The 23,951-nt window shown below is 58.7% G+C and carries 16 protein-coding genes; 14 read left to right on the plus strand and 2 right to left on the minus strand.

The genetic code is table 11. The annotated features are described in order from the left end of the window. Positions 1-2 precede the first annotated feature (2 nt). Positions 3-764 (plus strand): precorrin-4 C(11)-methyltransferase, encoded by a 762-nt coding sequence (gene cobM, locus BSG20_RS09050; protein WP_072373777.1) that lies wholly within the window; start codon positions 3-5, stop codon positions 762-764. A 20-nt stretch (positions 765-784) separates the two neighbouring features. Here the strand turns inward: cobM and BSG20_RS09055 are convergent, their stop codons facing one another. Next, entirely contained in the window at positions 785-1,597 is an 813-nt protein-coding gene (locus BSG20_RS09055; protein ID WP_072373780.1) for a TIM barrel protein, read from the minus strand. A gap of 705 nt (positions 1,598-2,302) precedes the next feature. On the opposite strand from BSG20_RS09055, the gene BSG20_RS09060 reads away from it, so the two are divergent. Next, on the plus strand, positions 2,303-3,109 hold the full coding sequence (locus BSG20_RS09060) for a response regulator transcription factor (RefSeq protein ID WP_072373783.1): 807 nt from the start codon (positions 2,303-2,305) through the stop codon (positions 3,107-3,109). 97 nt (positions 3,110-3,206) lie between these two features. Here BSG20_RS09060 and olsE read toward each other — a convergent pair whose 3' ends face one another. Next, the gene (gene olsE, locus BSG20_RS09065) at positions 3,207-4,196 is read right to left on the minus strand and encodes an ornithine lipid hydroxylase OlsE (RefSeq protein WP_072373786.1); all 990 of its coding nucleotides are present in this window, start codon (positions 4,194-4,196) and stop codon (positions 3,207-3,209) included. A gap of 250 nt (positions 4,197-4,446) precedes the next feature. On the opposite strand from olsE, the gene BSG20_RS09070 reads away from it, so the two are divergent. From BSG20_RS09070 to BSG20_RS09125, 12 genes are all read left to right on the plus strand, one after another. Next, positions 4,447-5,349 (plus strand): DMT family transporter, encoded by a 903-nt coding sequence (locus tag BSG20_RS09070; RefSeq protein WP_072373788.1) that lies wholly within the window; start codon positions 4,447-4,449, stop codon positions 5,347-5,349. 119 nt (positions 5,350-5,468) lie between these two features. Next, a complete protein-coding gene (locus BSG20_RS09075) occupies positions 5,469-6,218 on the plus strand; it encodes a GntR family transcriptional regulator (protein ID WP_083539892.1) in 750 nt (249 codons plus the stop codon). A 68-nt stretch (positions 6,219-6,286) separates the two neighbouring features. Beyond that, positions 6,287-7,813, plus strand: coding sequence for a putative N-acetylmannosamine-6-phosphate 2-epimerase (locus BSG20_RS09080; protein WP_072373791.1), 1,527 nt, complete (start codon positions 6,287-6,289; stop codon positions 7,811-7,813). Positions 7,814-7,858: 45 nt separating this feature from the next. After that, complete coding sequence (locus BSG20_RS09085; RefSeq protein ID WP_072374020.1) at positions 7,859-9,190, plus strand: extracellular solute-binding protein; 1,332 nt, start codon at positions 7,859-7,861, stop codon at positions 9,188-9,190. 52 nt (positions 9,191-9,242) lie between these two features. Continuing rightward, positions 9,243-10,109 carry a carbohydrate ABC transporter permease gene (locus tag BSG20_RS09090; protein WP_072373793.1) on the plus strand — a complete coding sequence of 289 codons (867 nt, stop codon included), beginning with the start codon at positions 9,243-9,245 and terminating at the stop codon, positions 10,107-10,109. 2 nt (positions 10,110-10,111) lie between these two features. Then, a complete protein-coding gene (locus BSG20_RS09095; RefSeq protein WP_072373796.1) occupies positions 10,112-10,933 on the plus strand; it encodes a carbohydrate ABC transporter permease in 822 nt (273 codons plus the stop codon). 524 nt (positions 10,934-11,457) lie between these two features. Continuing rightward, on the plus strand, positions 11,458-12,849 hold the full coding sequence (locus tag BSG20_RS09100) for a nucleotide sugar dehydrogenase (protein WP_072373799.1): 1,392 nt from the start codon (positions 11,458-11,460) through the stop codon (positions 12,847-12,849). Between the two features lie 111 nt (positions 12,850-12,960). Continuing rightward, positions 12,961-14,616 carry a glycosyltransferase gene (locus BSG20_RS09105; RefSeq protein WP_072373802.1) on the plus strand — a complete coding sequence of 552 codons (1,656 nt, stop codon included), beginning with the start codon at positions 12,961-12,963 and terminating at the stop codon, positions 14,614-14,616. Positions 14,617-14,626: 10 nt separating this feature from the next. Beyond that, entirely contained in the window at positions 14,627-15,757 is a 1,131-nt protein-coding gene (locus BSG20_RS09110; protein WP_072373805.1) for a PilZ domain-containing protein, read from the plus strand. Between the two features lie 116 nt (positions 15,758-15,873). Then, entirely contained in the window at positions 15,874-19,590 is a 3,717-nt protein-coding gene (locus BSG20_RS09115; protein WP_244541299.1) for a NosD domain-containing protein, read from the plus strand. Next, complete coding sequence (locus BSG20_RS09120) at positions 19,587-20,756, plus strand: alginate lyase family protein (RefSeq protein WP_072373811.1); 1,170 nt, start codon at positions 19,587-19,589, stop codon at positions 20,754-20,756. Before BSG20_RS09115 ends, BSG20_RS09120 begins: the two co-directional genes overlap by 4 nt. After that, positions 20,753-23,698: a tetratricopeptide repeat protein gene (locus BSG20_RS09125; RefSeq protein ID WP_072373814.1), complete on the plus strand. Its 2,946-nt coding sequence runs from the start codon at positions 20,753-20,755 to the stop codon at positions 23,696-23,698. The genes BSG20_RS09120 and BSG20_RS09125 overlap by 4 nt, the downstream gene beginning before the upstream one ends. Positions 23,699-23,951: the final 253 nt, after the last annotated feature.

A 23,951-nucleotide genomic window follows, 5' to 3' on the forward strand; every position in this document is an offset into this window, starting at 1 on the left:
AGATGACGACTGTGCATTTCATCGGCGCGGGACCGGGTGCGGCGGACCTGATCACGGTGCGCGGCCGTGACCTCATCGCCCGGTGTCCCGTCTGTCTCCATGCGGGCTCGATTGTGTCGCCGGAAATATTGCGTTACTGCCCGCCTGGGGCGCGTATTGTTGATACCGCGCCGATGTCGCTCGACGAGATCGAGGCCGAGTACCTGCGCGCGGCGGCCGCCGGCGAGGATGTCGCGCGACTGCATTCGGGCGACCTTTCGGTTTGGAGTGCTGTCGCCGAGCAAATCCGCCGGCTCGAAAAGCATGGCATCGACTACACGATGACACCTGGCGTGCCTGCTTTTGCGGCGGCGGCCGCCGCCCTTGGTCGGGAACTGACCATCCCGGCAGTAGCACAAAGCCTGGTGCTCACGCGCGTTTCCGGTCGTGCATCGCCCATGCCGAACGACGAAACGCTGGCGAAGTTCGGCGCGACGGGGTCAACTTTGGCCATCCACCTTGCCATTCATGCGCTGGGGCAGGTTGTTGCCGAACTAACGCCGCTCTACGGCGCTGATTGCCCGGTTGCGATCGTCGCCAAGGCATCTTGGCCAGATGAACGGGTCGTGCGCGGAACGCTTGGCAACATCGAGACAAAGCTGACCGCCGCACCCATCGAGCGCACGGCGATCATCTTCATCGGTCCATCGCTCTTGGCCACCGACTTTCGCGAAAGCTCGCTTTATGACGCCACCTACCAGCGACGCTTTCGCAGTCGAGAGTAGGGGGAAGGGCTCACTCGGGCTCAGACCTGCGTCGAGAGGTAATCCATGCTCGCCCGCAGCGCCTTTGCCGGATCCTTCAGATCGTGTACTTCGGCTGCGAAGGGCTCGAACGAGAACGGTCCCGTATAGCCCGCTTCCATCAGCGCCCTGATCTGCCCGGCGTTGTCCAGACGATCATTTGCCGCCACCAGGACGCGGTGCGGATCGCGCATATCCGCGACAGAAACGGTGGGATCGTCGACGCCCGAGATATGGACCAGCCCGGTCAGGTCGGGAAACAGTTGTTCCTCGCCGGCAAGGTGATGATGGAACGTGTCATGAACGAGCTTGAAGGTCGATCGGGCCGCCAGGGCATCAATTGCTGCGGCGGCCTCCGCCTTGGAACGAAGGGAGCAAATTTCAAAGCCCAGTGGCTCCACAAGCCCGACGATCCCGGCAGCCTCAAGCATGGGCTTCAGTGCAACCAGCGACTGGCGCAGATTCTCCTGGCGCTCGCCATCCGCTTGACCGGTACCATCGTTTTTCGGGACAAGAACCAGCGCCTGCGCGCCGCATGCCTTCGCATATTCGATAAGTTCCCGCGCTTCATCGGCACGCGTGGCATTCCACTCGTTGAAGCGCTGCAGCGCATTGATCGAAACAATCGTCGTCCCGTGACGCTGCGCGGCCTCGGCGACGGTCTCCGGCGAGGTTCCATCGATGATCGCATTGCCTGTGAGATCGTTGCGAATCTCGACTGCATCGATGCCAAGCGAGGTGGCCAAGCCGAAGAAGTCTTCAATCGGCAGCGACGGCGCCGCCATATGGTTGAGGGCGAAACGAAGTGTTGGCATTTCAGGTCTTCTCCTATGCCTTAGTATTCGGGCAAGCCCATGGGGCCAAGCAACTCTCTATCCCAACCGGAAGCGTGGGCGCATCTACTTCGAGTGCCGTCGATCTCTCATTCATGACAGAAAATGGAACGATCTTGAGAGGCGCCCTCATAAGGATGGTCCGCCGACCGCATCAGAATAATATTTATTGGGCGCCCCGCAGAAAACGCCAAATACAAATCACAAACTCGCGTTGTATATCTGTTACATCCCAGGAAACTGAACAGTTACTACAGTTGCAATCTACAGAATTAACCATACACAAATGCGATCTTTAGGCGTAGTTCTGGTGAAAATACGCTGACGCCGTAACATTAATCAGGATTTTTATTCCAACAAATATCACCGCGGTCGAGGGCATCATGTTACTTTTACCGCGTCCTGAAACTACATTTCAGGATTCGCCAAAGAGTGGTATATTTTTGTATATTCAGTTTTTTCCCGTTAACTTTCAGAAATATTTTTGTATTGCTTATTAGCAGGCATGTATGTATTTTCTTAATAAAGTAGAAATCCAACATTCAACAAAAACGTGGTTGAGCAAAAGTTGGAGATCTACTTTACCTGCATACTAAAGGGGATCATCACTGCGTTCAGGGGACCTTCGCAAAGTATTGCGTATACTTCGTGCGAACCATCCCCAGCACTATAGGGTATGAGGCTAGTATGAATTACGTACCTTCGGAATTTGAAAGTGCAAGAATACCATTGAACAGGCTCCGGCCTGCAACGACGCTATCCAAGGCAACCATAGATTTCGATCATTCTGACGAGACACACGGCGATGACCAGTGCCTGCTGATTGTCGACGCCAGAACACTCGAACGCGAATGCCTTGCGACGACATTGAGGGCGAATGGCCTTGGCATGAGTGCTGTTGCCGTTGGCTCGATCGCAGAATGGCGGAAAAAGAAGGATACTTGCCAACCGGTTGGCGCGGTTCTCCTCAATATCGCTGGCGGCAAGGCAAATGACGCAGCGCTGTCTGAAGAGATCGCGAATATCACCTCGGAACTTGCACCGGCTCCGGTGATTATTCTGGCCGATGGTGATGACCTTAGTCAAATGTTGAGAGTACTCGAATACGGCGCGCGCGGCTTCATTCCGACCTCCGTCGGAATCGAGGTTTGCGTCGAGGCAATTGCCCTGGCGGTTGCAGGCGGCACCTTTATTGTCGCGGGCAACAGCTTTTCTGCGGCGGCAGCAGCAACCGTGAAGGGAAGCCAGCAACAACAGCGGCCGAACGAGCTCGCGCGCATCTTCACGCTAAGGCAAGCCGAGGTCGTGCAGGCGCTTCGCAAGGGAAAGGCGAACAAGATCATCGCCTACGAACTCAATCTGCGCGAAAGCACGGTCAAGGTTCACATCCGCAATATCATGAAGAAGCTAAAGGCAACGAACCGGACGGAAGTTGCTTACAAGCTCAATGATATTTTCCAAAGCGATGCAAGGTGGGCGACGTCTGCCGAGTAAGTTTTTCCGGCTCGCATTTCCGTACATCGACATATCTCCACAGACGGCGCCCAGCAAATGGCTGAGCGCCATCTGCGGTTAGGCGTCCCCACCTCTTTCACAGCCGCTTGAACCGGGTGTGCCGGCGGATATCACTATGTGCGACCTGCTCCTCTGCAGACAAGGGGCGCATTTGCGGCTCACGCCGACGTCCTAGGATCTGCTTGAACCCTTTGGCCGAAAACGGTTGGACAAGCTGGGCGACAAAGCCGTCGGCAATCCGTCCACTGATGCCGATTTCGGCAGGCGGCCTGCGCGCCGGATTGAAATATGTGCCAAATAGCTGATCCCACAGCACAAGATTCTCGCCATAGTTAGTATTTCCTTCGGCAAGCACCTTGGAATGATGCCAACGATGCAAGCGGGGTGTGCTAAAAACCAGGTCGAGCGGGCCTGTGCGAACATCCATGTTGCAGTGGGTGAGAAGGCCGATGAAGGCTGTAACGGCGCTTATCCAGAGAAAGACGGGCAGGGGCGCTCCCAGGAGATAGAGGGGAATCTGACTGAGCGCGATCTTGAAGAGCGAATCGACCACGTGAAAACGACCGGTATTGACAACCCACAGGCGCTCGACGCTGTGATGCAGGGCATGAAACCGCCACAACGACAGGATCTCGTGCGCGGCGCGGTGGGCGACGTAAAGACCGAATTCGGCAATGATCAAGCCCAGCACGACTTGCAAGACGAGAGGCCATTGGTCCGGCCATATCGCGCTCGGCGACGTAAGCGCCGGCTGCACGACGGTCGCGACCGCCATTGGGACAGATGCTCCGATGGCCGCTGCAATCTGCACGCCACCCTTGGTCAGGAGCGTATGGGCGATGTCGTTGAAGGTTTCGCCATCATGCGTCAGCCAGTCTTGCTCATAGGGCATCAGCCGCTCGAAGCCTGCGATTGCAGCCACGACCGTCAGATAAACCAGATTGAACCACATTAGGGGTGCCTCTGTGTGGAAGGCCCACCCCGCCCCGACCAATCCCGCCGCGAAGAGCGCTGGCCACAGCGCCCACGACGTCGCCATGTAAAGCGCCGACTTGCCCTCATTCATTACGCGCACCCGCTGCTTGCCCTAAGACGGCTCATGATACACCTCAGTTGCGTCCGCGAGGCAAGGCCCCGAAGCGAGGATCTGCCATAAGGTCGCACCCATGAAGTAACGGGTAGGCGTACCAATCAAAACAGGGCCGAGAACGTCCCTGGCCACCCGACGGCAGCTTTGCGGTATTGATTTCTCGCGATTGTCACGGGGCGAGCTTCTTGATAGGCGTCATCCACAAGATGTAACCCGCCGCAGGCCAATGCTCTCACCAACCCACGACCACACCCCGAGCCCGCTCGTCGGAATTGCGCTCGCTTGTTCCGGCTATTCGCTGTTTGCCATCCAGGACGCGGTGGTGAAGTGGCTCGTGGCCGATTACGCGGTCCCGCAGATCCTCTTCATGCGCAGCATCATGATTGTTATTGTCGCCGGCGTCATGGTCCGGCGGCTGCGGCATCCTTCAATACTGAAAAGCCCGCACCGGAAGTCTCTGCTATTGCGTGCCGGACTCATGCTTGCTGCATGGATGGCCTATTACTCGGCTGCGCGCGATCTCGGTCTTGCCGAGATTACCACGATGTATTTCTCAGCACCCATCATGGTCGTGATGCTATCGATCCTCGTCCTCAAGGAAAATGTCGGGCCGATGCGCTGGTTGGCATGCATCGGCGGGTTCGCGGGCGTAGTGCTGGCAGCCAATCCTGCAGAAGCACCGAGCCTTGTACCGGCCGGAATGGTCATCTTCGCCGGTTTCTGCTGGGCGTGGAGCACGGTGCTTGTTCGCCTTGTCAGCCGCACCGAAAGCACGCTGAACCAGATGATGGCAACAAGCTTTCTGTTCGTGGTCGCGTGCGGTGTCATGCTGCCATGGTTGTGGAAGACGCCGGATCTTTTCGGCTGGGTCCTTATGATCGGCCTCGGCTTCGTAGCCGCGGCCGGCCAGTATCTGCTCTATGAGGGCTTCCGCTACGCACCCGCCTCAACACTGGCGCCAATGGAATATAGCGGCCTCGTCTGGGCGTTTCTCTACGGCTATCTCATCTGGTCGGAAGTCCCGACACCGCATGTGGTGGCCGGTGCTGTGCTGATCGTTGCCTCCAGCCTCACACTTGTCTGGTGCGAGCGTCGACAGATGCTTTTGACCCGCCGCCTGACTGCATAGTGCTCGTCATGCTGTCCGTTGTGGGCTCGTCGGCAATTGCATGAACAGTATAATACCAGTATAGCTCCAGATAACGATTTCCATAAATCTTTTGGCGATCGGTCCATCGCGAGGGAGCCATGCAAACTACCAGCTTGATAGAACGTGTCCGCAAGGAATTCAGCCTGACGGCGCCTGATGTGCCCCTTTACAAACGGCTCAAGTCGGCCATTGAAGCTGCCATTCGTTCAAACGTCGTGAAAGCCGGCGCTGTTTTGCCGGGAGAGCGGGTTCTTGCCGAGAGCCTGTCGCTGTCGCGTGTGACGGTGCGCAAGGCGCTGGCATTGCTTGAGGAAGAGGGGCTCCTCAATCGCCGCCACGGTTTCAAGACGGAGGTCGGATCGCGTGTCGAAAAGTCGCTGTCGACGTTAACGAGTTTCTCGGAGGATATCCGCGCCCGTGGCATGGTGGCCGGATGCATATGGATTTCCAAGCAGATAAGCCGCCCATCGCCAGCGGAGATGATGGCGCTCGGCGTGTCCGCGAACGCAAATGTTATCCGCATGAAGCGCGTTCGCACCGCGGACGGCGCACCGATCGCGGTCGAAACGTCAACCGTTCCGACCCGCTTTCTTCCAACGCCTGATCTCATTCGAGATTCGCTCTACGAGGCCCTTGAGGCGCGTGGCTTCATGCCCCAGCGTGCAATCCAGCGCATGCGTTCGAGAGCGGCATCCAGCGAAGATGCGCAGCATCTGCACTGCGAGGTTGGCGCTCCCCTCTTGATGACTGAAAGACGCTGCTTCCTGCCTGACGAACAGATCGTGGAATACTGTGAGACACGCTACAAAGGCGACGTCTACGATTTCGTTTTCGAACTGCAGCGATAAGACCAGTTACAAACTGGTTGTAATCTGGTATTTTCTATCTATCGTGATGCCGAAATGGAGAGTCACGAGTGCGACGGGAAGACATCAGGAATAGTCTTATCGTATCCTGCCAGCCGGTTCCCGGCGGGCCGATGGATCACGCGGATTTCGTCGCCGGCTTTGCGAAGGCCGCCCTTAAGGCTGGCGCCAAGGCGTTGAGGATCGAGTCGGTCGACTATGTCAAAGCAGTGCGCCGCGTCGTCGCCGCTCCGATTGTCGGCATCGTCAAGCGAGATCTTCCCGACAGTCCGGTTCGCATCACACCTTTCGTCGCCGATGCCGAAGCGCTGGCCGATGCCGGTGCCGATATCATCGCCTTTGATGCGACCGACCGCTCCCGCCCGGCTTCGGTGGAGGAGCTTGTCCGCACTGCCAAGGCAAGGGGCAAGCTGACGATGGCAGACTGCTCCTCCATCGCCGATGCGCAGCGAGCCCTTGCCGTAGGCGTCGATTTCGTCGGCACCACACTCTCCGGCTACGTCAACGGGCCGGAACCGGTGGACCCGGATATCGAACTCATCGTGGCGATGCGAAAACTGACACCCTATGTCATCGCCGAGGGTCGCATCCGTTCGCCTGAGCAAGCTGTCGCGGCAGCGCAAGCCGGGGCGTTTGCCGTCGTCGTCGGCTCTGCCATAACCCGCACCGAGCACGTGACCTCATGGTTCAATGAGGCAATCGGCAACGCATATCAGCGCCCGCACGACACGAACCGGGAAACCGTGCTTTCCATCGACATCGGCGGCACCAAGACGATGGCGGCGCTCATCAGCGGCGCTGCGGTTCTGGAAGAGATCGTCGTTCCCACTGAACGCGACGCCGGGCCGGATGCCTGGCTCGCGACGGTGTGCGAGAGCACGGCAAGCTGGCGGAACCGATATACACGCATCGGCATTGCCGTGACCGGCCTTATCCAAGGCGGGAACTGGTCGGCGCTCAATCCGGCGACCCTCCTCATTCCCGATCGCTATCCTCTTCAAAACCGGGTCAGCGATCTGCTTGGCAGACCGGCTTATGCCGTCAACGACGCGCAGGCTGCGGCGTGGGGCGAATACAAGTTCGGGGCAGGGGCAGGTGGCGACCTTGTGTTTCTGACGATCTCGACCGGCATTGGAGGCGGGATCGTCATCAATGGGAAGCTGCTTAAAGGGCTTGCCGGCCACTTTGGCTTGATCCGGTCGCCATCGCAGGGGCAGGCTCCATTTGAAGATCAGACGTCAGGCAGATGGATTGCCCGCGAGGCGTTGGCGGCGGGCCATACAATCGATGCGGTCGAGGTTTTCGACCGCGCGGGAAACGGCGAAAGCTGGGCGGCCGACATCGTGTCCCGTTCGGCCCATCGTGCTGCGATGCTCTGCCAGGATATCCAGTTGATGCTCGATCCGGACGTGATCGTCATCGGCGGCGGCATCGGCCTGGCGCAGGGGTATCTCGATCTCATGGGCAGCCACCTGTCGGGTCTGCCGCAAAGGCTTGCGCCGCGTCTTGTGACGGCAAAGCTCGGCCGCCGCGCAGGCATCATTGGCGCCGCTGACCTTGCTGGAGAGGGCAAGTAGCGGCGAGCGAATGGCATGAAACCCAACAAAAGAAAGGGAACGACGATGAAATTCAACACTGGGTCTCTTCCGGCACTGGCTGCGCTTCTTGCGAGCGTCACGCTGCCGGGCATGGCGAACGCGACTGTAACGGTGCTCGGCTGGCCGGGTGGCTCGGAGGAAACCGCGCTCAGAGCCACGGTCGAAGCCTACAATGCCCAGGCCGGCATCAGCGACGCCGACAAGGTGCAACTGCTGTTCTTCAACCGCGATGGCTTCTTCGACAAGCTCCAGGCCGACATGGCCGCCGGCTCCGACGCTTTCGATGTCAATCTGGTCGCCACCTATTCGATCGGCCGTTACGCGCCATACATGGAAGCGGTTGAACTGGGTCCTGAGGCCGCCAAGGTGTTTGGTGACGCCGTGCTCAAGACGATGCAGTTCAATGGCAAGCAATATGGCGTGCCAACGGATCTATCGCTGCACTTCATGTACTACCGAAAGGATCTGGTTGACGCCCTGATGAAGGATGAGGCGGCAAAGAAGACCTACGGGGAAATTGCCCTCAAATACCTCGGCAAGGAGCTGCAGCCGAAGGATCCCGACAGTTGGACCTGGGACGATTGGGCAGCAACCTCACTCTATTTCAGCAAGCAGGTGAATTCGGCGAGCCCGGTGCGCTACGGCACTGTCCTTCAGATGAAGAACCTGCTTTTCAACATGATGGTCTTTCAATCCCTGCCGCGGTCCTATGGTGGCGATTGGATGGACAAGGATGGCAAGATTACGGTTGATTCCGATGCGTACAAGACCGGCCTCGAGCTTTACAAGAAGCTCTATGATGCAGGCGCGTCGCCGAAGGATTCGCTCAGTTACGAGTACGCTGAGACCAACGCGGCGTATGGCTCGGGCCAGGCTGCAACCGCGCTGCAATGGAATGCCGCTGCGGCCGATCTGACCAATGCCGAAAAGTCGCCGGCCGTGGCCGCAGTGACCGGCATCGTCGCGCCGCCCGCCGGCCCCGACGGGCGCGCGGATCACATTCATGGTCTCGGTCTCGGCCTCAACAAGAATGCCAAGAACAAGGAAGGAGCGACCAAGTTCCTGAAATGGCTGGCAACGGAAGATGCAGCACTCCTCTACGCCAAGAGCGGTGGCTCTCCGGCACTTTCGCCCGATGTCGTTGCCAAGGTTTCCAGCGATCGTCCCGACCTCGTCAAACTTGGTGAATTCGCCAGCAAATACGGCTACGTGATGAACGGCGCCACCTCCGCAAGCGCCCTGTCGGTTTACGAGCTTCAGGCCAAGGAATTCACGGGCTTCTGGTCCGGCCAGCAAGGCCTCGACGATGCGCTTGCTCATGTCAAGACGGGCATGCAGGATCTGTTGAAGAAGTAAGACGAACCCGGCGTCAGGTTTCGCCTGGCGCCGGCACATCCGGCGGACCATAATGGCTATTATAAACCGTGCCGAAGGCAGAGCCTATCTGACGCCGCTTGTGGCGTTCCTGCTTCTCTTCCTGGGCTTTCCTTCCCTCGTCAACCTCGTCTATTCTGTCTCGACCGTCAGCTTTGAGAGCCTGCGCAGTCCAAGCCTCAGCGGGCTCGGCAACTACGCTGCGGTCCTCGCCGACCGGGAATTCTGGCAGGCCGTATCTTTCTCGATGCACTTTGGAATCCTGACCGCACTTGCCGAATGCCTGATCGGCCTGTTCCTCGCGATCTTTCTTGCGCCACTCATGGCAAGACGATCGTTTCTGATGGCGCCGTTGATGCTACCCTTGATGGTCGCCCCGGCAATGATCGGCCTGATGTACCGGCTCGTCCTGCACGAGTTCGCCGGGCCGGTGCCCTATTATCTCTTCTCTTGGTTCGGTGACAGCCCAGCCTTCCTCGACATCAACAATGCTTTTCGCACGCTCGTCGTTGTCGAGACGCTGCAGTGGACGCCGTTCGCCTTCCTGCTGTTTTACATGGCCTATGTCGCGATACCGCTGGATGTGCGCGAGGCGGCCTCGCTCGACGGCGCACCATGGTACAAGGTGCTCTGGTGGATCGAGCTTCCGCTGATGCTGCCCACGCTCGTCATTGCTTTCTTCATCCGCTTCATCGACGGCTTTCGCGTGTTCGACAACGTCTATGCGCTGACCGGCAGTGGTGCTGGCGGATCGACAACATCGCTTTCGATCTACATCTACCAGGCCTTTTTCAAACAAGGCGCGATCGGCAAAGCCGTTGCCGCCTCCGTCGTGCTGTTCGTAGCATCGCTTGGCGTGCTCCATGCCCTCAACTGGCTCGCCGGGCGCAGGAGGACATAGCGATGCTGAACGTCGCCCGTTGGGTCGTTTTTGCGGCTGCGGCCCTGGCGATGAACTTTCCGGTCATCGTCACATTGGTCACCTCGCTGAAGAGTGCGAGAGAATTATCGGTCAACGCCGGCCTCTGGGTCAGCCAGCCGACACTGGAGAATTATCTTCGCGTTCTTACGCAGACGGACCGGTTCAACATCTACTCCTACCTTTTCAATAGCACGATCGCTTCGCTCATCGGCACGAGCCTGGCGATCATTCTCACCTTCCCGGCCGCCTATGTCATTGCGCGAAGCGAGACAGGCAAGCGTACCCTGTTGCCGATCATCATCAACCTGCGGGCGGTACCGCTGATCATCTTCGCAATCCCGCTCTACATGATGTATCAATGGCTTGGTCTCTTGGATACGCAGCTCGGGCTGGGGCTCATCCTGACGATCGTGAATACACCACTTGCGCTTGTCATCATGGTCAACGCCATTTCCGATGTGCCCCTGGAACTCGACGAGGCAGCAAAAGTCGATGGCGCCAGTTCGTGGCAGGTAATGGTGATGATCATCAGGCCTGTCGTTAGGCCAGCATTGGTGACAACCTTCATCTTCGGCTTTATCACTGCCTGGAACGAGTTCCTGTTTGGTCTCATGCTGACGACCAGCCAGGCAGTCCCGATGACCGTCGGCGCTTCCTTCTTCTTTGCCGCCAGCGGAGGCGGGGTGCAGTGGGGAACCGCATCGGCCGTCATGATGCTCGGCGCGCTGCCGCCCGCCGTGCTCGGTCTCGTCATGTATCGACAGATTTCCGGCTCGCTGACCGCAGGCGCTGTGAAGGGGTGACCATCCGGCCGCCCCCTGGAGCTTTTAAATCCCGCACCGCTTTGTCCTGACGCACTCCATTTTGCCGATGTCCCGGGCACGGTGAAGCACGGTTCACAGAAGCATTACGGCAAAATAACAATAAATACTTCTCATGAAAGTATTGGCGACCATGCGCGCAATCTTGTGAAGTCCCAGAATGAAATAAACTCATTTACGCTGATTTCAGCGCAAAACAGCTGGTGGCTAACGATGGAAAGCAAGAGACTTTGGCGCGGACACTGCGCTGCGCGCCTTTAAACACTACCCATAATCATTTGATTTATTTTACTTATTTAAATCTCAAGAAGCAGAGTCGAAATCTATATTAGTTTTAGCTAATTTTTATCTATTGCATACATCGTTATTTGCGCTTAGCATAATTTCACCGCGACAACAAAGACGGTTAACAAACTACGTCTGGTGGGGGTTTCCTTAGACTGTAAGCAAGTGTTTCGGCGAAGTAATTCTCCGGAGAGTTTAACTGTGCGCAGACGGGGTTAAACATGGAACTTGAGCTGAATTCTGTCCGCCTTGCCTCCAAAGAAAAAGTCGCTGTTCTAGACAATTACTATCCGAGCGCCGAGGTCCGTCACTATCGAGTGAGTATCTTTGGCGCCGGCTATGTTGGTTGTGTTTCCTCCGCATGCCTCAGCAAGGACGGATTCGCCGTCGTGGCTGTCGATCCCGACCGGTTTAAAGTCGAGCGTCTTGCCGGAGGTCTGGCTCCGATCGTCGAGCCCGGCCTGGACGAGCTGCTGCACCAAGCGCACGCAAACGACCTTCTGAGCGCAACCCACTCCGCGGTGGACGCCATCAACGATACCGATATCTCGTTTTGCTGCGTCGGAACACCGAGCCAGTCGGATGGCACTTTGAACACCGATCACGTTCGTCAGGTTTGCGAAGACATCGGCAAAGCGCTGCGGCATAAAGCCGACTTTCATATCATTGTCATGCGTTCGACGATCCTGCCCGGCACGATGGAAGAGCTCGTCATTCCAACGCTGGAGAAGGCTTCGGGAAAGATCGCCGGACGTGATTTCGGCGTTGCCTACTACCCCGAATTCCTTCGCGAGAGCACGGCAATCGCCGACTACTACAAGCCCGGTGCGATCGTGTTCGGGCAGTATGCGGACGATACGCGCTCCATTGATGCCCTGAAGGCTCTCGTCGGCCACATTGGCGTCACACCGCATGTCATTCCGATGGGCTGCGCGGAGATCGTCAAATACGCCAGCAACTGCTGGCATGCCGTCAAGATCAGCTTCTCGAACGAGATCGGCAACATCTGCAAGGCCAAGAACATCGACAGCCACGTCGTCATGGACGTGGTATGCTCCGATACGCGCCTCAATATATCCCGGGCCTATATGAAGCCGGGCTTCGCCTATGGCGGCTCCTGCCTTCCCAAGGATCTGCGAGCGTTGACGGCACTCGGCCGCGCTATGAACGTGCCGACGCCGGTCCTGGACGCCGCGCGGCTCGCCAATGCTGTTCAGATTGATCACGCGCGTTCGCTTGTCGACGCAGCCTCACATGAGACAATCGGCTTCATCGGTGTGACCTTCAAGGCCGATACAGACGACCTCAGGGAGAGCCCATTACTCGAACTCGTCGAGGGCTTTCTTGGCAAGGGCAAGAATGTGTTGATCTACGATCCCCATGTTGCCAGGGATCCGAGCCAGGGCCGCAATTTCCTCAAGCATATAGCGCCGCTCCTCCACGACAGCATCAAGGACGTTATCGCTGCATCCGAAGTGATTGTCGTCGGCAACAAGTATCCCGGTCTGAAGGATGCGATCGAAACCGCCGGCAAGCTGGTAACCGTCATCGATCTGGCGCGCATCGAAAAACCGGAAAACAGAAACGTCATCTATCACGGCCTGTGCTGGTGACATGCACGTCGCCGGCCGCTCGACGGGGCCGGCGTATCTGTTCAGATATACAAGGGAGGAGGCCCGCGCTTCTCGAGAAGCAGCATGGCATGATCATCGAGGCAAGGAGTGATGGCAAAAACGCAGCATGCCGATGGCTATGGAGCAGTTGCCGCGCCAGTAGATCGTCTACTGGCAAAGGTGCCCGACGGTCGTGACCCCAAATCCGCTTCACGGCTCGTCGCCTGGAGCGAAACGCTGGAAGCCCATCTCGTCTATATCGCTCTGATCCTTTGCATCGCCTGCGTGACACCGCTCGATAGTCTTGCAAGTGCCCATTCCGGTGCGCTTTTCGGCCTCGGCTTCCTCGCCGTCTGGCGATATGGCTGGGGCCTGGCGCATTTTGTGCGATCCAACATCTACCGCTCGATCGTCTTTCCAAAAATGCGCGCCGAGGCCGAAGATGCGATGCGTGAAAGCGCTGACATCGAGGGCAACCAACATGTTTTTCTTCTCGTCACCAGTTTCCGCATCGACGGCGATACGACTTCAGCCGTCTACCGCGCCGCGTTTGAAGCCGCAAAGCAGGCACCAGGTGGCGCAACCGTGGTCGCCTCCATCGTCGAGATGGGAGACCAGCGTCTGATCAAACTGCTTTACCGCCTGATCTGCGGCGAAGACACCAACGTTCGACTTGTCATCACACGCATCGCTGGGACCGGCAAGCGCGATGCGCTGGCTTATGCTTTCCGTGCGATTTCTCGGCAGGAGCCTAAGGCAGACGATGTGGTGGCCGTCATTGACGGCGACTCGATCGTACCTCCCGATTTCGTCAGCAAATGTATCGGCTTTTTCCGGGCCGATCGCAGCGTCGGCGCGCTTACGACCGATGAGATCTCCCATGTGCACGGCAAGGCAAAGTTCCATATCTGGTACAGCTTGCGATTTGCCCAGCGCCATATCCTCATGTCATCAAACGGCTTGTCACGCAAAGTGCTGACGCTGACGGGGCGGATGTCGATGTTCAGGGCGTCGATTGTCTGCAACCCCGATTTCGTAAGGCAGGTCGAATCCGACTACGTCGATCACTGGCGGCTCGGCCGGCTGAAGTTCCTGACCGGAGACGACAAGTCGAGCTGGTTCTGGCTCCTGCGCAAGCGTTACAAGATGCTCTACATTCCAGACGTTATCGTCGCGACCGTCGAGGAACCTCCGTCCAAACACTTCCTGCCAGCGGCGACACAATTGATGGTGCGCTGGTTCGGCAACATGCTGCGCACGAATTCACGGGCGCTGGCACTCGGACCATCGAAAATCGGCTTCTTCACCTGGTGGACGATCTTTGATCAACGCGTCTCGATGTGGACCTCGCTTGCCGGACTGGCAATGGTTCTCCTCGTCGGGCTATTCGAAGCACCGTTCGCCTTCCTCATCTACCTTCTGTGGGTGCTCGCAACGCGCTATTTGCTGACGCTGATGCTGTTCAACTCGCGCCGCCGCGTTTCGGCCTTCTACCCCTTCTTCATTTATTTCAATCAGATCTACGGATCGATCGTCAAAACCTACATCTTCTTCCACCTGAACAAGCAAAAGTGGACGCGTCAGAAGACGACGCTTGGCGACAACCGGACACGCTTCGAAAGCCGTGTTCGCGAAGCCTCGTCAACACTTGTTCATGTCATCGCGCTCACCGTTTTCGTGACGATCGTCGCCGTCGTCCTCGGACAACTGGCTATTCCGGAAGCACCCATATTTGCAATGGCCTACGGGCTCGACCCGATAAATTGAGGGAGTGGATATGAACGTCGTAAAGTTCGAAGCGGATGTACAACGCCAGCATGCGCGTTACAAACTTCCCTTAAAATGCGTCATCGACGGATACCGCTACACCTGTCTCGACTGGTCGGTTGGTGGTGTGGGGGTTGCGACCGGCAAGACAGTGCTGCCCGAATTCAAAACATTTCCAGTTGACCTTGAATTCCCCTTCGACGGCTTTGTTTTCACGCTGAGGGTGGATGCACAGGTTCGCTACTGCGACCCGACGAAGGGACGCACAGGTTTCCAGTACATGTCGCTGACGGAGGAAAAGCTCCGCTTTCTGCGCTACGTGCGTGATGCTCATCTGAGTGGCGAGGTCGTCACCCTTAACGACGTCCTGGATCTGTCCAGCCGATCCGTCGATCCCCGTGGTCGGAAGAAGGATGCCAGCTCGGAGGAACCGGCCTTTGGCGGGTGGTACGAGGCGGTGGCCAGGCGGTGGCTGCGCATTGCCGTAACGTCGATCCTCGGCATCGGAGTACTGCTTTTCTTATGGGGTGCGCTTTATCAGCGGCTCTGGACCTTCCGCGCCGACCAGTCGCTCGTGACGATCGATTCGGCAGCCGTGATCGCGCCGTCAGACGGCGTCGTCACCAACATCGTGACGCAAGGAGCGGTGAAGGCCGGCGATCCCGTGGCGACCATCCTGCCCACGGCCAACAACCGCAGTGTCACCGTACTGGCGCGCTGTGACTGCATCATTCAGGATGTTCAGGTCGGACTGGACAGCCAGGTCCGAGCCGGACAACGGCTTCTGTCACTGAGCATGCAGAATGCAAAGCCGCACGTGGTGGCGATGGTGGACTATTCCCAAGCCCTGCGTCTCTACAAGGGCGCGCGTGTTCTGGTCGAACTTCCTGATGGGAAGAGGATTTCGAATGCTGCCATCCGCGATCTGCCGAAGCTGACAAGCACCGATCTTGCCTCTGGCAACAAGATCCCGATCAACATTGACGTCGGCGACGCAGATCTCGCCTCGATCGTTGGAACGCCGGTGACGGTGCGATTCGTGCACTCGCCGTGGACGACCAGGGCCTTGCCGCAAATGCTGAAGAGCTACGTCGACACAACCGGGACCGAGAGCCGACCAGCAGCGGAAACCAAGGGATAAGAGGAGCGCTCCAGCCAACCAGGTGGGTGAGAGCAAATCGTATCAGACGCGTTCGATAGCCAGGAATGACGAGGGAGTTAATGCGTATGACATGCACAAAACGAGACCTCGCTAAATTGACCGCCTCAGCTCTGGCTGCCGCCGCTCTGCTTTGGGCAACCGGGGTTTGCCCGGCATTGGCTCAGACATCGGACAGTGTTCAACAGATCGTCGAGAAAATCCGGCAATCCGTTCTTGACGTGGATAAATCAAGGACGCCCACTGAGCGGATCAAGGCCTATGACCGCGCCCGCGACCAGTTGGCCACGCTTGCGGTAACCGCGGACGGTGGTGATGAGTCTGCCAGAACCAGCATTGCCGATCTCGAGGCGGACGGCATTACGCCCGACGTCGTCACCACAGGTACCCTGAGCGCCACGTTCGCAAGCCTGACCGACAAGGGGGCCGACCCGGACGCGCGCGTTGCGACACGACTGAGGATCGACGATCTTATCGACGCCCTGTCGGCGCCGGAACTCAAAGTATCGGCTCTGGCCGACTATGCGCAACAGATCGCGAGCGACCACGATGCCGCCTTAACGCTGTTGGAAAGGGCAATCGATGTCAGTGCACAGCTTGCCTCGGCGGATGAGAAGAATGCCGCGCTCAACAACATCGCCCAGGTCGGAGCCTATGTCGAACCGAAGCTGACCTCCAACATCATCAATAGGGCCGTCGGTGGCATGTGGCCGGCTCGCATGCGTGGATTTGCCCGCTACGATATCGCCCTGCGCCTGCTCGGCGACAAGAAACTCGGCAAGAAGGACATCAAAGACGCCAAATTCGAGGACATCTCGGCAACAGTGAAAACCGAACTCAAGGCCAAGCGGCTAGAGCAGGCCCTGCTGTTGGCGCTCGCCGTCGATCCTGAATCGTCCGAACATCGCGCCGACATGGTCAACGAGGTCTTGAGCGCAGCGCTCAAAGCAAATGCGGTGAACCTGTTCCCGGTTTTCGCCACGAGCCTCGCCGATCGGAGTGATCAGGAAGACCTGATCGTCCGCATCGTCAAGGACCGCGTCGATGCCGACCGTCTGATCGACGCGATGGCAATGACCAATGCGATGGAACGTGGCCCGGGGCTCGCAGAGATCGACTTCACCCTCGCCTCCGAACTCAGCGATCGTGGACTGGCGAAGATGGCCACGCAGCAGTACGATCGGGGCACGGAGATCGTCAAAACGTTAAGCGGCGATGCCAAGGAAGCCGCCCTGATTGCAGCCATAGGTGGGGCAACCGACCTCAAGCGCTTCGATGACGCCCAGGCCTTCGCAGATCAGCTGACTGACATGCAGGGTGCATCCAATGCCCTGGGCAATCTTGCCAAGGCGTTTGCAGACAGCGACGATTTGAAGAAGGCCGAAGCGCTTCTCCCGAAAATCACCACACTCAAGGACCGGGAGCAGGCGCTTTCGGGCATCGGTCGCGCCAAGGCGAGAGAGGGAGACCTCGATGCCGCAACGAAGATCGCCGACGAGATAGCAAACGACGAAGACAAGGGCCGCGTGCAATCGGAAATTGTCCGGGTCTTAGCGCGCAACGGCAAAATCGACGACGCAATGGGCCTTGCAACCTCCATCAAGGAACCGGAATACCGCGTCGAAGCGCTCCTGCGGCTTGCCAAGGAGATATCTGGAACGGACGATGCCGAAAAGGCGCAACATGTCGTCAGCCAGGCGATCGCTTATGCAGGCGGGGTGGACAAGGCAGAGAAGCGCGACGACTTGTTCTTCGACATTATCGATTACTTGTCGAAGTCCAACCAGATCGAGCTTGCGAAGAAGCTTGTCAGTAAGATTTCCGATGAGAAGCTGAAGGCAAAAGCAGCAGGGCGCATTGCGAGCCGGGCTGCATTGTCTGGCGACACCAAGAACGCCATCGCCTATTTCGAAAGCCAGCCCGCCGCCCGCGATGAGATGCTCAAAGCCGAGGTGATGATCGCCGCCGCCAACGATCCGGCCTATGTCGAGACGGCCATTTTTGCCACCAGGGATTTCCACGATCCGATGCTGCGGGTGCGCACGTTTCGCGCCATTGCGCAAGCGCAGTTGCGTCACCTCGACCGGCTTGGTTGGGGAATGGGGAAGGGCGACCCCTCAGAGTATAAGGACTGGCTGAAGAAGGCGGCATTGGCGGCGGTGGACGAAGACCCGGCCCAACCTTCGACGGCAGTCTTCAGCGATGGCCGAATGTCTCTGCGCACGACATCCGTCATGAGCGCCTCGCTCACCAAATACGGATACCCCGACATAAGCAAGACAGCCGCGACGACCCGCTCGATGGTACCGCTGCCGACACCGGGACGGATCTCGATAACGCTTGGAAACCTCAGTCCCTATGAAAGCAAATTCATGGAGGATCTCGCAGCCGGATTTACCGGTCTCTCCCACGCTGCGCGCGCACAAGGGCTTCTCTATCCGCGGATCATCGTCATTCAGAGCGGCGTTTACACGCTCGGCAGCCTGGCAATGCAGCTCGATAGCATGGCCGGCGAGCCGCTGGTCGAGCGGGACGGCGACATCGTGACGCTTCGCGCTCCGTTGCTCGTCGGCGAGAAGGCAGGCCTGATCTTGTCCGGTCAGGAGGCGTCTACCTATCGCTTGTCGGCCACCGCCGGTGCCTTTCTGGCGGTCGGCGGCAGGCTCTACATTCAGGACACGAAGGTAACCTCATGGGATGAAGCGCTCTTGAAGCCGCGCAATTCCAGCAAGGACACGCGCGGGATATTCCGGCCCTTCATCGTCGGCTGGAGCAATTCCGAAATGTATATTGGCGGATCGGTCTTGGATTCGCTGGGGTACGCAGCCTCAAAGTCTTTCGGCCTGACGTTTTCGGCCGGACCGAAGACAATTGCCAAGGCTCGCGAGCAGTTGCGAAATCCGACAGGCATCGTCGTCGAGAATTATTTTCACAACTTCGAGTACGGCTTCTATTCCTATGAGGCCGATGACATCTCGCTTATCGGAAACGAATATGCAAACAACGTCCTCTATGGCGTTGATCCCCACGACCGCTCGCAGCGGCTGCTGATTGCGCTCAACACCGCGCACGACACGATGGTCAAGCATGGGATCATCATCTCCCGCGGTGTCGATGCCAGTTGGCAAATCGGCAACGTGGTGTTCCACAACAAGGGCTCCGGCCTGATGCTCGACCGCGACAGCGTCGACAATCTCGTTTACGGCAACCTTTCCTTTAAGAACGACCAGGATGGCCTGACATTCTTCGAGAGCAGTTGCAATCTCGCGGTCGCCAACGCGTTCGTCGAGAATGGCCGCTCCGGCGTGCGCATGCGCAACAGCTGGGACATCGGTGTCCATGACAACGCCATCGTTCGCAACAAGCTCGAGGCGATCAGCGGCTACATCAGCGACCTGTCGCTCGCAGAGGATGAGCACAAGCGCGATCTGGTGATGGATCCTTATGTGCCACTGACGACCTTTACCGCCTCCGACAACCTGATCTCTGCAAACGGCAAGGGGATAAAGGCCGCCGGCGTCTCGGGACTTACATTGGCACAGAACGAATTCCGCAATCAGGAAGGCCGTCTCCTCGACGGCGACACACGTCCGTTCGAGGGCCACGTGCTGCGCTTCAACGGGCACCAGGACGTGGCGATCGCATCTACATGCCGTCCGCAGCGGCCGGAAAACTACGAATGCGCGTTCAGGAAGGCGGGGTTCCTGGGCGAGAACGACGCACTTTTCTTTGACAGCAAAACTTCCGGCAATTGCACCGACGCTCGCGGCTCCGTGCAGTTCGAAAGTTTCCATGGAAAAGGAGACAGCAGTTGAAAAATGCGGCTCACTCTTTTCTTTCGGCACGCAGCGGGATCGCCCTGCTGGCGGCCGTCCTCAGTGCGAGCGCGCTGCCGGGCGCATCACAGGCATCCGTGGCGCAGGCAGCAAACGGCGGCTATCAGGGCCTCTTTGACGTGAAGGCACGCAAGGATTTTCTCGCGCAGAACCCATCATCTGATGCTCGCAAGGCGTGCCTTGCGGTCGACGCCGACGCCAAATGGCTGAACATCGAGGTCATCAAGGGTCTGACGACCACACAGGGATACGGCACGGACCGGTCCGGCAATCAGTACGCCTGGGCGGTCATGGTCCTGTCCGGCCGCGCGCTTGCCGGTGACAAACGGGCCGAGGAGATGCTCACGGCCTTTCTGCTGAAATGGGCGGACGCCGGCGCATTCTCTGAAACCGAAAAGGTTCACGACGCCTACTACGCCCTGAAACGTCTGATGCTGCCGACTGTCGTGGCCTATTCGATCATCCGCGACGGGCTCGGTGACGAAGAGAAGCAGAGGCTGATCGCCTGGATCGATCCGCTGGTCCGACGAACCGATCAGATCTTCGAGGGAAGCGTTGACTACAACAACCACCGCTATCTGGCCGACAGCGTGCTGATGGCCTGGGGCAGCCTGACGGGTGATCAAGAGCTTTACCAGAAGGGGCTCGACCGCTTTGGCGTCATCCTCAACGACGCCCGTGCGGACGGCAGCCTTCCTCTCGAAACCCGCCGCGGTGCGCGCGCACTCTGGTACATGCGCCAGTCGCTGACAAGCATGACCGTCATGGCCGAAATCGCCGCCGGCGGGCAGGACGCCCTGTTCGACGCGACGGCGGTCGTCGATGGAAGGAAGAAATCCATGTGGACGGTCCTGTCCTACTGGATGAATGGCATGACCAACCCGATCCTGGTCAAAGCCTACTCCGCCGAGAACTACATTCCCGGACCGGAACAGGACTTCATGAAACCGGATTTCGGCTTCCTCGAAAACAGGGGCAACGGACGCCACTACCTGGCGTTCCTCGAGGCGCTGGCCACTCATGAACCACCGAACTTCATTCAACGGCGTGCAAGCGCCCTCCTCGAACGAGAAGGAGCAAACGAACGTCCTCTCATCGACGAATTCGCCGGCGGCAATGCCACCTGCTTCTGGAGGCAAGGATGAGACTGCGCCAGTGGGACTTCTTTATCTTGCTTGCAGCCGGCTATCTCGTCGTCTCAGGGCCGACGGTGGTATGCGCCGCCCCGACGGCAACGCCGGCCGAGCAGGTCGATCTACTGATCCAGCAGAGCGATGATGAGGGGCTTTTGAAAGTCGCCAAGCAGTTGCGGGGCGGACTGGCAGTCTCGGCCGACAATCCGTTGAGGGTGCCAAACTTCCCGAAAGCACGCCAAGCTCTTGAGACCGCCGTGACATTGCCCGGCCCCAGACAGGCGGAAGCAAAACTTCTGCTCGCCAAGATGATGCTGGCAGGCGAGGGAGGACCGGTTGACGTCGATCGTGCGCTGGCACTACTCGACGACGTCATCAAGGCGGGCAATGCCGAGGCGGCCTATATCCGCGGGCAGAAACTGGCATCCCTTCCAAACCGCGATCAGGAAGCGCGCGACAACCTCAATCTTGCCCTTCGCCTCGGCGACGGCGCTGCGGCATTCGAGCTTGCAAAGCTTTCCGGCGCAAAACCGGCACAGGCCGCGATGACGGGCTTCGGCCTCAACCTTTTGCGTCAGCGCGTTGCGCGAGGGGATGCAGGCGCGGCCTTCGATCTCGGCGGATACTATCGAAAGCTGTCGGACAAGCCCGAGGATCAGAAGGAGGCCTTGGCTTGGTATCGAAAGGCGGCACAATTGGGCCAAACGGCAGCCGTCGTCTGGGTGGCACGTCTGCTCAGCAATCCCGACACGCCGCTCTTCGATCCCACAGCCGCAATCGAACAGTACCAAACAGCCGCACGCGACGGATCGATCGAAGCCGCGCAGGAATTGGTGCGGGACTTTGCTGATGCCGGTCCGCTGAAAGTTCCACCCGACGTATACGACGTTTGGATTGCCAAACTGATCGACGCCAAGGACGCGACGGCGGTCCTTTATTATTCCCAGGCATTGCAGGAAACGGCCGAGCAGCGCAGGCAGTCGTCGGACCAGCTCTATGAGGCGACAATGGCCGGCGACGTGGCTAACGTCGACGACCTGATCCGGATCGGCGAGAGCTTTCGCGACGGAGCGGGTGTCGTCATCGACCAGACGCGCGCCGCAAGCATTTTCCGCCTTGGCGTGAGGAATGGCTCCAACGCCGCCCTCACGAGATTTGCGCATCTGGTTATCGATGCCCCGTCTCTGAGAAGCCAAGAAAACGTCGCCCTTGCTCTTGAAAAGCTGAGCGGGCTGGCCGCGAAAGGAAGCGTCACCGGCCAGCTGCTGCTCGGCGACATGTACGCCAAAGGCGTCATGGGACAGGTGGACGAGACGAAAGCCATCGACCTTTATCGCAGAGCCCTTGCAGCAGCCGAGTCGGTCGAGGTGCTCAATCGCTTGGCCGACGTCTACCTCTCATCCGCCGATATGGACAAGCGCAGGAAAGCCTTCCCCTATATCGAGCGCGCCTCTCGAGCCGGCAGCGAGAGCGCCATGCTAAAGGAGGCCGAGGCCTATGCCGATGGAGAAATCGTCGGCCAGGATTTCGATAGGGCCGTCGCGCTCTACAAGAAAGCAATTTCGCTTGGCGCCACCGATGCCTTGGTCAGTTTGGCGAACCTTTATCTTTCGCGTGGCGGGGAGACCGCATTTCGCGATGCACATAAGGCCTTCTCCGATGCGATCGCGGCAGGGAACCGGGAAGCGCCGGTCGAAATGGCACGATTCCTCAAAGCAAATGGCAAGCTGGACGAAGCGATCGATCGACTGACCGCTGCCGCTCGAAAGAACAACAGCTCGGCTGCTGTAGAGCTCTATGAATATGCGTCAGAACGGGCGCAGGATCCGAATGTAGGGGCGCAATGGCTGCGACTGGCCCTGAAGACGATGAGCGATGTTCCGCGTGAGAAAGTGCATCTGGCAAGCGTCATGCTGATGCCGTCGGATATACGACTCAATCTCCAGGGAGCCGCGATGCTGCGCGAGCTGGCCGGCGCAAAAATTCCCGGTGCTGCCGTCGCCCTGTCCAGCGTCTATATCGAGGGGAAAGGAGATGTCAAAGATGTCCCGGCTGGCCTGGAACTATTGGAGCAGGCGTCCCAGAAAGGCGACGTCGATGCCATCTTGAAACTTGGCGACCTCTACATGGACGGCAAGTTTGTCGAAGGCGACGGCGAGAAGGCCGTCAACTATTACCGCGCCGTGATCACACTCCATCCGGACGATCCGGTCGCCAACATGCGCATGGCGCGCGCCTATCGGGAAGGGCGAGGCGTTGAACGCAATCTGGCTGTTGCGGCGACCTACCTGAAGATTTCCTCTGATGCGGGAAGCCGGATGGCGACGCGGGATCTTGGCCTCGCCTACATCTGGGGCAGCGGCGTCGAAAGGCAGGAAGACACGGCCGTTCAGCTGCTGCGCTCTGCGGCCGAGCACGGCTTTGCCTTTGCCTGGCACGATCTTGCCGAGACATATGGCTCTGCCATCGGCCCCGAGGTCGACGCGTCCCAGAACTTCAGACTTAACATGCGCGGCGCCAGGGAAGGTCACGTATCGGCGATGATCGGAGCGGGCGTCGCGCTTCTATCCGGCTTCGGCACCCAGCGCGATCCGGAGGCGGGCATCCTGTGGCTGGAACGGGCGTCGGCCAGCAGCGGCTGGGATGCTCCCGATGCGATGCACAGGCTGGCGGAGGTCTACAAATTCGGCATCGGCGTTGACAAGGATCCCAAGAAGGCGCGCGAATGGGAGCTGCGAGCGGCAAATGCGGGCAGCGCCACTGCAATGTTCCATCTTGCCCTGGATCTTGAAGCCGCGAATACGGACGCCAGCAAGGCCGAAGCAATCAAGTGGCTGCAGCGCGCGCGCGCCCTCCAGCATGTTCAAGCCGCAAAGAAGCTCAAAAGAATGGGTGCGGAAGACCTGTCTTCCGTATCGCTGCAGGGGGTCGAAGACAATGATGTGGAAGAGTGAGCGCCAACGCAGCGTCACATTTCGCAAGCGAATACCGCGCCCGCCGCTCGGAGGTCTGAATCTGGAGAAAAACCGAGGGCGCAATTCACGTGTCCTCGCCTGCACAGCGCTGATCGTGCCGCCCCGGAGCGATTGTGGAGTTTGGCCGACCCACAACTGGGTCGTCCTGGTAAAAAACGAGATTATCGCGCGGGCAAGCCAGCGGGTGCTCGAGAAAATGAGAGCAGCACGGCACGAGAGTGACGACGGTCGC

The sequence above is a fragment of the Rhizobium tibeticum genome (assembly GCF_900110205.1).
GTDB lineage: Bacteria > Pseudomonadota > Alphaproteobacteria > Rhizobiales > Rhizobiaceae > Rhizobium > Rhizobium tibeticum.